We start from the raw sequence: 9,083 nt of genomic DNA, 5'->3' as shown, positions 1-9,083 counted from the left end.
TGGCCAGCGAGAATTCGCGCAGCGGTGATAGTGGCGATACTCATGCCATCGCCCAGAAATAAAATGATATTGCGGGCCTTACCACGTTCTGCCAAGCCCAGTGGCTTATTGGCGATTGCGGTTTCTGCATTGCGATACCAGCTATTGTTCTGCGCATTGCTGATCATCGGTGCGTCTTGATACTTGTTAAGTGGCGCCTCCTGATGGCGCGTACTTGAGGTAGCTGGCGCTGGTGAATTGCTTTGTTGGCAAGCGACTAGGGTAAGCGCGCATAATCCAGTCGATAGAGCCAAGATGAAACCGTGTTTTTTAAGCGCCATGATTATCCCAAAGTTCATTATTGCAATAGCATACTATCCTGCTATTTTGTGCTTAACGGAAGCATCACCGGCTTTATTTCCGCTTTGCTATTAGGTTATCGAAGGCGAATGTCCCGCGTCTGTTTTTTTGCCAGGGGGTACGGGGCGGGGGTTATTTTCTTGCGCAAATCTGTCGTCACTCCGAGCTTCTCGTGACCGTTACTGATTGTCGCCTGCTGTCGTCGATCGCCCGCCTCTGAATAGGCAGCTCACCGAGCGCGGTGGCTACCTACTTGAAAAACACACATTGACGCCAAATTACAAACTCTATGTGCTGGCTGGTGGCCCGCCATTTAGGCCCGGCATGGTGATTGTCCCAGCTAGTTCGGCAGCTTTGTCGCGGGTATAGGTAAAGTCACGCTGCAAGATGATAGCGTGTTTTTTGGCTTTATCTGTGAGGCCTCGGGTTTGGTAGGAGCAGGCGATATCAGCCATTTTGGCGGCTGGCGGGCTTATCTTGCAGATAAATAAGTCATTTTTGACTAATGAGCTAGTTGTCCCGCTAGCTTATTTTTCGGTACTTTGTTCAAGTGGCCACAGTCCATTTTCCTCGAGCACTGTGCGCAGTGTAATGAGCGCATTGTTCATGGCGGGAATGCCTGCGTATACACCGATCTGAAAAATGGCTTCAGCGATTTCCTTTGCTTCGCAACCGACATTCAATGCGGCGTGAATATGAAGTTTAAGCTCGTCTTGCTTGCCCGTAGCGCTCAGTGCCGCAATAGCGACTAATTGACGTGTAGTGCGGGGTAATACGCTGCGAGCGTACATGTCGCCGACGACAAATCGAGACATGTTCTTGGCTAATTCTTTGTCGAAGCCCAGCCATAATTCGTAGGGTTTTTCAGCAGTGTAGCCGTCGAAGAGGGCTGCCGCGGTATCTTTGATTTTCTGAGTTTTGTTGTCCGTCATTGCTTTTTCCGCAAATAATTTTGTATGCCGGTGATGGTAACGTGCTAACTTTAAAAAATCGCCTCAAAATAGTAATCTCAGAGTGCCTTTTGGTGGCAATATTAGTTCTGTTGAGAGTATAGGCGGCCATGTCATGGCGCATACTGCGATGGTGTAGCAATTAAGGCTGTACGTCAAAATAGGTGCGATATGAATGCATTAGAGTCTGTAAGCCAGCGCTGCCCCTATTGCGGCGAGCGCATCGAGTTGGTGGTCGATACCTCAGAGGGTGAGCAGACCTATGTTGAGGATTGTCAGGTCTGCTGCCAACCAATGGTTATTAGCGCTTGGCTTACCGAGGAGGACGAATTAAACGTGACGGTGTTTACTGAGAACGACGCGTATTAGTCTTTTAATCCTTGCCGTTGAGCTGTTTCTGCATTGCCCCCACAATTTCATAGGAACGCAGCCGTGCGCTGTGATCGTATATCTGCGAGGTAATCATCAATTCATCCGCGCCGGTTTTGGCGATGAATTGCTGGGTTTTTTCAAGCACGGCGTCGGGGCCGCCAATGGCAGAGCAAGACATAATATTCTGAAGTAAGCTCTGTTCGCTCAATGATAAGCTTTGAAAAAAATTGTCGGCTGGTGCTTGGAGTTTGCCCGGCGTACCTCTGCGTAAATTAACGAAGGCCCGCTGCATTGAGCTGGCTAGGTAATTGGCTTGGGCGTCGGTGTCGGCGGCAAAGATATTAAAGCCGAGCATCACATAGGGCTTGCTGAGTTGCGCGGAGGGCCGAAAACGCGTGCGATAAATTTCGATCGCCGCGAGCATTTGGTCCGGCGCAAAGTGCGAGGCAAAGGCATAGGGCAGGCCAAGTGATGCCGCTAATTGGGCGCCAAACAAGCTGGAACCCAATATCCAAATTGGGACGTCAAGGCCTCGGCCGGGATAGGCATGAATTTGCTGTCCGGGTTCTGCTTCACCGAAATAGCTCATCAGCTCGACAACGTCATTGGGGAACTGGTCGACATCGGCGTGCAGGTTGCGGCGCAGAGCGTAGGCGGTAGCTTGGTCGCTGCCGGGGGCACGGCCAAGACCGAGATCGATTCGCCCAGGGAACAAGGCTTCTAAAGTGCCAAATTGCTCGGCAATAACTAAGGGCGAGTGATTGGGCAGCATAACCCCGCCAGCGCCTACTCGAATGGTTTTGGTGCCAGCGGCAACGTGGCCGATTACCACCGCCGTTGCCGCACTGGCGATGCCCGCCATATTGTGATGTTCCGCCAGCCAGTAGCGCTTATAGCCCCAGTGCTCAGCGTGTTGCGCCAAGTCTAAAGTGTTGCGCAGGGAGTCTCCGGCGCAACCGTCTGCGGTGATGGGCGAGAGGTCGAGAACAGATAGCGCGGTCATAGGGCTTCCAATAGCGATGCGTTCAAATGAGTTTGGGGCAAAACTGCCGATTTCAATAGCTCTTGCCGCAAATCAGCCGTCGGGGTGGCGAGCTATATTGGCCAATTTTCTGATGCTGAGCTATATAAAGTGATCATGCTAGAAATTGCGCATTAGCCCGCGGCCGTTACCGTGGCTAGGTGTAATCCGTGTCATTGAACCTTAGTTAGCAGCATGGGAGTGCGGCGATGGACTTGCCGAGCCGCCTAGCGCTAATGCTATGCATTAGCGCGGCAACATTGACGTCATTCGCGGCTGAGCCAATATTCGTTTCGTCGCTTATTGATGAAGAATGGCAATCTGCGCTTGGTATTGGCGACACCTTAGTGGCGGGGGCATCCAGTTTGTTTGCGGGTAATCCGGGGTCACTGCAATCGCAGGCGGTAGAGAATGCCTTTACCACTGCCCTCGGCGATACCCTTAGTCCCGTTGATCCCCTATTCGACGAGCTGGCCGGGGTCTCCAATTTATTTGGCCTTAGTTTTACTGTCGGCGAGTTTGAGGCAAACGGCGTCAAAACCAGTTACGTCACTTTGCCGCTGTCGTACACCTTTCGTTCCGAGAAAATTTTTGGACGGCAATGGATTGCGAGCTTGCCCCTCTCGCAGGGTGAGGTGAATGGCGCCAAAACATATTCGATCCAGCCGGGTTTGGCCCTGCGTTTACCAGTGACCACTCATTGGGCGCTTACGCCGGCCTTGAACGTCGGTTATGTTAAATCAAATGACTTAGACCAGGAGGCCGAACAGGCGGGGGCATCGATTTCGAGTGCCTACCGAATTCCGCTGGGCTTATCGCCAAATTCGATATATATCGGGAATCTTGTGGGTTATTACAAAACCTTGAAAGTGAATATAGCGGGCAGGCAATTTGACCCGAATATCGCCAATACGGTTCTTAGGAATGGGCTTTTGTATTCCATGCCAATGGCCTTCGCCGATGAGCTACTTAGCATTGAGCTAAGCTTTGTAAATACGCTCTTTAAGGGCACAGACACCTATACCCGTAGCCAAAATGAGTTAGCAGTAAGTGTGGGCAGTACGCGTCGTCATATGGCGCAGCTGAGTTTTTTACGCTTGGGCTTGGCGGTGGTTCAGGCTGAAGATATTAGGGGTTTACGTCTAAATTTTGGTTATTACTTTTAATTTTTTTACAGGCCTCAGCCCCTAGGTCAGTAAAATAACATTCGCCACAATTCTGCAGATTTCGCGCGACTGTCGCCGCGCTGGGTGATATAGCGCACGTGCTGCTCGCTATTGCTCGGTGACAGCTCAATACTCCAAAGTGCCTCAATTTCATTAGGCAGCAAGGAGTAGCGCAAATCGATGACCCGGTGCGAGTTGTCAGCCGCCAATGCAATATAATCCTGAGAAAACCAACGGAAGCGTTCGAGGTCTATGGCCTGTTGTGAACCAGCTTGCAACCACGGCAGGTCGCGGGGGATATCTAACGGCGCAACGGCAGCGCCTTCAATCACTTTGGGCTTAATACCCATACGCACAGCATCGACGTAAAAGGCGTCGGGGGTGCGATAGATCACCTTCCACAGGAGTAAGTTAGCAAAAGACGGTTTGGCACTTAGGCTAAGGACTTGATGTTGACGGCTCGCTGCTAATTCACGACCGATACTCTCGGCGCGGTCACGCTGCCACCATCCGATCGTGGGGTAGGCGAATACCCAAAATAAGGCAATACGTGCCAGCCAAGCTCGTTGTAATGACAGGCTAATACCGAGCAACAGCGCGATCGGTAGCGTATAGAGCGGGTCGACTATGGACATAATATTCCACGACACCCGCTCATTGCTAAAGGGCCAGTACAGCTGAGTGCCGTAGGTGGTGCAGGCGTCGAGCAGGGCATGGGTGGCATAGCCTAGGGTGCAAAACAGAATACTTTGCCAGCGGCTAAACCCTTTGCGCTTCGCAAACAGTGCGTGCAATACCAATCCGCAGAGTATGCCGCCGAGGGGAATAAAGACTAAAGAGTGGGTGAACTGGCGATGAAACTCCAAAAACAATAAAGGGTCGCTAGACGAGCGAATGAGTACGTCTAAGTCCGCCGCCATACCGCCCAAAAAACCTAGGCCCAGTGCCGCTCCGCGCGGGGCTTTAGCGATGCGTGAATTGGCAACGGCGGTGGCGCCGAGGAGGCCTTGGGTTAGTGGATCCATATACCGGTTTCCGAGTTGAGCTGGGGAGTTTTGTCTCGCTATTGATGCGGCGCCCCTTTAATTGTGGAAAGGAGGAAACACGCTAGCGCAGTTTCACACTTGATGAAAGTTAAGGCCTTGCTAGCGGCAAGGCCTTAACAGTCGAATTAACGGTTTGTGCGCTCGAGAATGACGTCAGCGCCGATATTAATCAGAGCTTCTTCTGCGCTACCGGGTGCGGCACCAGCACGCCTGGCCGCCTCGTCTTTCGCCATATCAGTCAATATTTCTTCGCTTGTAGCGGGTCGTTGATTCCGGTCGTAGTGGATATTTCGCTCAGTGCCACCATCGCGATACTCTTCGCGGTGGTGATCGTAGTCGTGATTGTCATTATGGTCTTCGTGGTCGTGGTCTTTGTGTTTTACTTTGTCTCCACCCGATTTTTTGGCTTGCCCAGGCGGCATGCCATTAACCCAGCCATGCTTGTTACCTTTGCTGCCAGCTTGTTCATAATCATCGTGATAATCGTCTGATTTGCTTTTCTTCTTATCTTTTTTCTTGTCCTTTTTGTTGTCTTTGTCGGAATAGTCTTTAGACGTCTTCGACTTTGAGGGCTCGCGTTCGTCGTCCGCGAGCACGCTGGTAACAGGCAATGTCAGTGCCGCAATACATAGGTAGGCAAAAATTGTTCTCATCATTGTTTATCCAAATCATCGTGAATAGCTCAATTTACTGTGGCACTGCTCTCATAACAAGGGCTATTAGTTGCGCATATTTGTACCGATTTGCACGGTGATTAAGGAGAGTAGGCCACAGCCGAATGGCAGTCCGGAGAGCGGAGTTGGAAAACTATTGATTATGGCTGCTATTACATGTTAAAAATATGTAATGTTGTCATTGATAACTTGAATGATTGTCACAGGACGTGCGGACAACTAATTAGCGCAAAGATGGCTTAAGAAAAATAATACGAAGCCTGAGGTTTGTTTTCGCTGTTTGTGCTTTGCCGCGCGTTGCTTGCGGCCAAAGCCCTGTTTCACGGCATTTATTTTCAGGCTCTAATTTATTTAAAAAATAATATTGGAGATTAGTTCTATGAAGTTTAGCCAATTACTGAGTGTTGGATTACTCATTGTTGTGAGTACCCTTACGTCGCCTGCGTTTGCGCGCGATGCGAATAAAACCCAATACCCGATTGTATTCGCCCACGGCATGGCCGGTTTCGATGATATTTTGGGCTATGACTACTGGGGCGACGATTATGGCGTTTATGTCTTAGATACCTGTCAGTGGGGCGAGTATTACTGTAATCACGACATTCATTCTGGGCAGGAATCGTTTGTGGCTTCGGTGACGCCCTTTGCTGGTTCTGAGCAGCGCGGTTATGAGTTATATCAAGACATTGAAGGCTATCTGGCCAGCTCGGGGCACAGCTACGTTAATATTATTGGCCACTCCCAAGGGGGCTTAGACCTGCGTAAAGCGGCTAAGTTACTCCAGGATAATCGCGGTTATCGGGTGGTTAAGTACGGCATTAGTATTTCTTCCCCCCATCGCGGCTCGCCGATTGCGCAATATGTTTTAAATTTACAGCCTGGGGTGCAGTCAGTTTTGGCGACCTTGGCTGATTACTTTGGCAACACCATTTACAGTGGCGGCAACGATGCGATTGCTGCGCTAAAGCAACTTGTGAATCATGACTTTGATCCCAACGACGGTGTGACCACTGGCACCTACGCCTTTAATCAGAACTACCCTGCTGGATCGGCGAATATCGAGCGCTCGCGGAGCTTTTTGACCGGTCAAGATAACGGCAATATGAATCCGGCTCTGTATTTGCTCAAAGAGCTCTGGACTGAGATTGATGGTGACGGCTACGCCAGCTACGACGCTAATGGCGATGGCGCTTTGGGCACCGGCGATGGTGATGCGAGCGACAACGACGACGATGGTCTGGTCGGCATCAATTCCCAGCAAATGGGCTATCGTTTGGAGTATTGGGAGTGTTATGGCTGCTTAGATTACGTGTGGGCGCAGAGCAATACTGGTTATGTGGGGGATTTGAATGCACCGAACCAGACGCAAATGACCTCGCACGCGTGGAAAATTAACCAAGATCATTTGGACGTAATCGGTGTGCCACCCGATACCTTCGACGAAATGGAATTTTACGCCGCGATTACCGATTTTATCGCCGACAATGGCTTTTAAATAAAGCGGGTAAATGAAAACGATGAGCGAGAAAACGATAACTAAACCAATTGCCTTGGTTATGCTGTTGACCTTATTGGTGCCGGTGTCGATTGTTGTGAGTTCTTGGTTAGGTCTGCACGGGCAAGCGCCCGAGCAGACCACTAGCGGTCAAGGACTTACACCGAGTATGGATGGCCAGGCCAGTAGCAATATTGAGTCGAGCAGCCGCGAGCAGCTTAAGCCTGCGGTAAATGAAATTGACGAAAAGCAGTTTATTGCAGATTTAGGACAAAAGTTCGCGGGTGTGATTGAGGTAAAGCACGCGCAAATTCGTTTGCTTGAGCAATTGATTTCCTATCTTAAGTCGCGCTATCCCGATGACTGGGAAAGTCGCGTGGAAGGATTGCTTGCGCAAATGTACCCTGAACTAGCGGCGGAGTTAATCGCCAAATTTCAGGCCTGGTCTAACTACAATGGGTGGCTATTAACGGAGCGTGACGTCCTGCGGGCAATGTCGCCACTGGAGCGCCGTGAAGCATTATGGGCGAAGCGCTTTGATGCATTTGGTAGTGACGCCGAGCTGATTTGGGCGGCGGAGTTGCGTAACCGTCACATTGAAGAGGCTTTGACCGCAGCTGAAGACATGGCTGCGAGTCCCCCAGAGGAAAAGCTAAAGCATTTTGTCGAGTCAGTGCGCGGCGCTTTGGGTGATAAGGCTGAGCCTTTGTTGGCTACACGTCGGACTGAGTTGATGGATCGCTTTTTAAGCTTGGACTCCGTGCAGCAGGAATTGAAAAACCTGCCTGCCTCATCGCGGTTGGTCTCATTGCGAGAAATTCGCAGTGGCTTAGGTATGGATGCTGAGGCGCTTGACCGGTGGACTGCATTGGATAAGCGTCGCGACCAGTTGTGGGCTACCGGTAGTCAATATATGGAGCAGCGCCAAACGATTTTGGCAACATATCGAGGTAGCGAACAAAACCGCCGCCTGCAGGCTTTGCAAACGCAATTATTTGCGGAGCAAAGCGAACTTATTCAGCGCGAGGAGGAATCGGGCTTTTTCCGTTTTGCGGGTGATCGCCGAATCGGCCGCGAATAAGTAGCTGTAATGTATCCAAATATAAATACGGGGGCTTAGGCCCCCGTATTTATATCGTTACGCTGTTTCTTGGTCTTTGCAGTTCAATACGGTCATTAAGCTATCGAGGTGGCGAATCACTTCCAAACCACTGCTGGTGAGGTAACCGCCGTCAGCTTGGGTAATGAGGTCTTTGGCAAATAGACGTTTGGTCGCGGCAATCGTTGCCGGCTCGGCGGTGTGGTGAACCTTGATACCTTCAAGGGCGGAGGCCGGGTTGAATTGGGTTAATACGCGAATTTCGTCAAGAATGTCTTTCGTGAGCGGCATATCTGCAACCTTATCTTGTTATGAATTGAGGACGTTGCCAGCCAACAGCGTGTCAGCGTTTGTAAGATACTGTAGCGCGTATTGGACTGCGCTGCCAAAGGCAATTTTGCGAAAGGGCAAATCCCTTGGTTTAGGTAACAGAGCTGTTACTATTCTCAAATAAGTGAATGGTGGAGCGTGGCAATGTTTAAAGAATACGGCGAATACGATGCCCTAGGTCTGGCTGACTTGATTGGCACTGGGGCGGTAAGCGCAAGGGAAGTACTTGATGCAGCACTGGCCGCGGCTAATGCACGCAATCCTCAAATTAATGCCTTAATTCATCGCTTTGACGAGCGGGCCTATCGCCAAATAGCGCAGGGGCTGCCAGACGGCCCCTTTAAAGGTGTGCCCTTTGTTTTAAAAGACTTATTGGCGTGTTTTGCGGGGGAACCGATGCGCATGGGTAGTCGGGGAATCTCCGTGATTCCGGACTACGACAGTGAATTGGTCCGGCGCTACAAAGCCAGCGGCTTGAATATTTTTGCTAAGACGAATACGCCGGAGTTTGGCCTGATCATTACTACAGAGCCGAAATCGTTTGGTCCTAGCCACAACCCCCATAAACACGGTTACAGTACCGGCGGTTCC

13 protein-coding genes are annotated in these 9,083 nt (G+C 50.7%); 7 read left to right on the top strand and 6 right to left on the bottom strand.

The annotated features are described in order from the left end of the window. Positions 1–320: alkaline phosphatase (locus ABYT30_RS11500; RefSeq protein ID WP_373096569.1), on the bottom strand; the 320-nt coding region annotated here is incomplete at its 3' end. Between the two features lie 205 nt (positions 321–525). Here ABYT30_RS11500 and ABYT30_RS11495 point away from each other — a divergent pair. Both ABYT30_RS11495 and ABYT30_RS11490 read left to right on the top strand, forming a co-directional pair. Next, complete coding sequence (locus tag ABYT30_RS11495) at positions 526–708, top strand: hypothetical protein (RefSeq protein WP_373082624.1); 183 nt, start codon at positions 526–528, stop codon at positions 706–708. A 26-nt stretch (positions 709–734) separates the two neighbouring features. Next, complete coding sequence (locus tag ABYT30_RS11490; protein ID WP_373096567.1) at positions 735–830, top strand: hypothetical protein; 96 nt, start codon at positions 735–737, stop codon at positions 828–830. Positions 831–866: 36 nt separating this feature from the next. Here ABYT30_RS11490 and ABYT30_RS11485 read toward each other — a convergent pair whose 3' ends face one another. Continuing rightward, positions 867–1,271, bottom strand: a complete 405-nt coding sequence (locus ABYT30_RS11485; protein ID WP_373082620.1) for a carboxymuconolactone decarboxylase family protein — start codon at positions 1,269–1,271, stop codon at positions 867–869. Positions 1,272–1,460: 189 nt separating this feature from the next. On the opposite strand from ABYT30_RS11485, the gene ABYT30_RS11480 reads away from it, so the two are divergent. Then, the gene (locus tag ABYT30_RS11480; protein WP_373082618.1) at positions 1,461–1,658 is read left to right on the top strand and encodes a CPXCG motif-containing cysteine-rich protein; all 198 of its coding nucleotides are present in this window, start codon (positions 1,461–1,463) and stop codon (positions 1,656–1,658) included. A 4-nt stretch (positions 1,659–1,662) separates the two neighbouring features. Here the strand turns inward: ABYT30_RS11480 and ABYT30_RS11475 are convergent, their stop codons facing one another. Then, positions 1,663–2,664: an LLM class flavin-dependent oxidoreductase gene (locus ABYT30_RS11475; protein WP_373082616.1), complete on the bottom strand. Its 1,002-nt coding sequence runs from the start codon at positions 2,662–2,664 to the stop codon at positions 1,663–1,665. A gap of 227 nt (positions 2,665–2,891) precedes the next feature. Here ABYT30_RS11475 and ABYT30_RS11470 point away from each other — a divergent pair, with 227 nt between their 5' ends. Then, positions 2,892–3,848: a hypothetical protein gene (locus tag ABYT30_RS11470; RefSeq protein WP_373096564.1), complete on the top strand. Its 957-nt coding sequence runs from the start codon at positions 2,892–2,894 to the stop codon at positions 3,846–3,848. A gap of 26 nt (positions 3,849–3,874) precedes the next feature. Here ABYT30_RS11470 and ABYT30_RS11465 read toward each other — a convergent pair whose 3' ends face one another. Next, positions 3,875–4,873: a metal-dependent hydrolase gene (locus tag ABYT30_RS11465; protein ID WP_373082610.1), complete on the bottom strand. Its 999-nt coding sequence runs from the start codon at positions 4,871–4,873 to the stop codon at positions 3,875–3,877. 146 nt (positions 4,874–5,019) lie between these two features. Continuing rightward, complete coding sequence (locus ABYT30_RS11460) at positions 5,020–5,550, bottom strand: hypothetical protein (RefSeq protein ID WP_373082609.1); 531 nt, start codon at positions 5,548–5,550, stop codon at positions 5,020–5,022. 397 nt (positions 5,551–5,947) lie between these two features. On the opposite strand from ABYT30_RS11460, the gene ABYT30_RS11455 reads away from it, so the two are divergent. After that, positions 5,948–7,063, top strand: coding sequence for an esterase/lipase family protein (locus ABYT30_RS11455; RefSeq protein WP_373082606.1), 1,116 nt, complete (start codon positions 5,948–5,950; stop codon positions 7,061–7,063). 13 nt (positions 7,064–7,076) lie between these two features. After that, positions 7,077–8,144, top strand: a complete 1,068-nt coding sequence (locus ABYT30_RS11450) for a hypothetical protein (protein ID WP_373096562.1) — start codon at positions 7,077–7,079, stop codon at positions 8,142–8,144. 57 nt (positions 8,145–8,201) lie between these two features. Here ABYT30_RS11450 and ABYT30_RS11445 read toward each other — a convergent pair whose 3' ends face one another. After that, positions 8,202–8,453 (bottom strand): TIGR02647 family protein, encoded by a 252-nt coding sequence (locus ABYT30_RS11445; RefSeq protein ID WP_373082601.1) that lies wholly within the window; start codon positions 8,451–8,453, stop codon positions 8,202–8,204. A 183-nt stretch (positions 8,454–8,636) separates the two neighbouring features. Between ABYT30_RS11445 and ABYT30_RS11440 the strand changes: the two genes are divergently transcribed. After that, positions 8,637–9,083 (top strand): amidase family protein (locus ABYT30_RS11440; RefSeq protein ID WP_373096560.1); only part of this gene is annotated, 447 nt, incomplete at its 3' end.

This window comes from Zhongshania sp., from assembly GCF_041623545.1.
GTDB lineage: Bacteria > Pseudomonadota > Gammaproteobacteria > Pseudomonadales > Spongiibacteraceae > Spongiibacter.
This window is presented reverse-complemented; position numbering and strand designations above follow the sequence as displayed.

Coding starts and splice junctions, on each gene's coding strand:
- ABYT30_RS11460 (WP_373082609.1), bottom strand. CDS start 5,550: ATGATGAGAACAATTTTTGCCTACCTATGTATTGCGGCACTGACATTG.
- ABYT30_RS11485 (WP_373082620.1), bottom strand. CDS start 1,271: ATGACGGACAACAAAACTCAGAAAATCAAAGATACCGCGGCAGCCCTC.
- ABYT30_RS11445 (WP_373082601.1), bottom strand. CDS start 8,453: ATGCCGCTCACGAAAGACATTCTTGACGAAATTCGCGTATTAACCCAA.
- ABYT30_RS11475 (WP_373082616.1), bottom strand. CDS start 2,664: ATGACCGCGCTATCTGTTCTCGACCTCTCGCCCATCACCGCAGACGGT.
- ABYT30_RS11480 (WP_373082618.1), top strand. CDS start 1,461: ATGAATGCATTAGAGTCTGTAAGCCAGCGCTGCCCCTATTGCGGCGAG.
- ABYT30_RS11465 (WP_373082610.1), bottom strand. CDS start 4,873: ATGGATCCACTAACCCAAGGCCTCCTCGGCGCCACCGCCGTTGCCAAT.
- ABYT30_RS11450 (WP_373096562.1), top strand. CDS start 7,077: ATGAAAACGATGAGCGAGAAAACGATAACTAAACCAATTGCCTTGGTT.
- ABYT30_RS11455 (WP_373082606.1), top strand. CDS start 5,948: ATGAAGTTTAGCCAATTACTGAGTGTTGGATTACTCATTGTTGTGAGT.
- ABYT30_RS11470 (WP_373096564.1), top strand. CDS start 2,892: ATGGACTTGCCGAGCCGCCTAGCGCTAATGCTATGCATTAGCGCGGCA.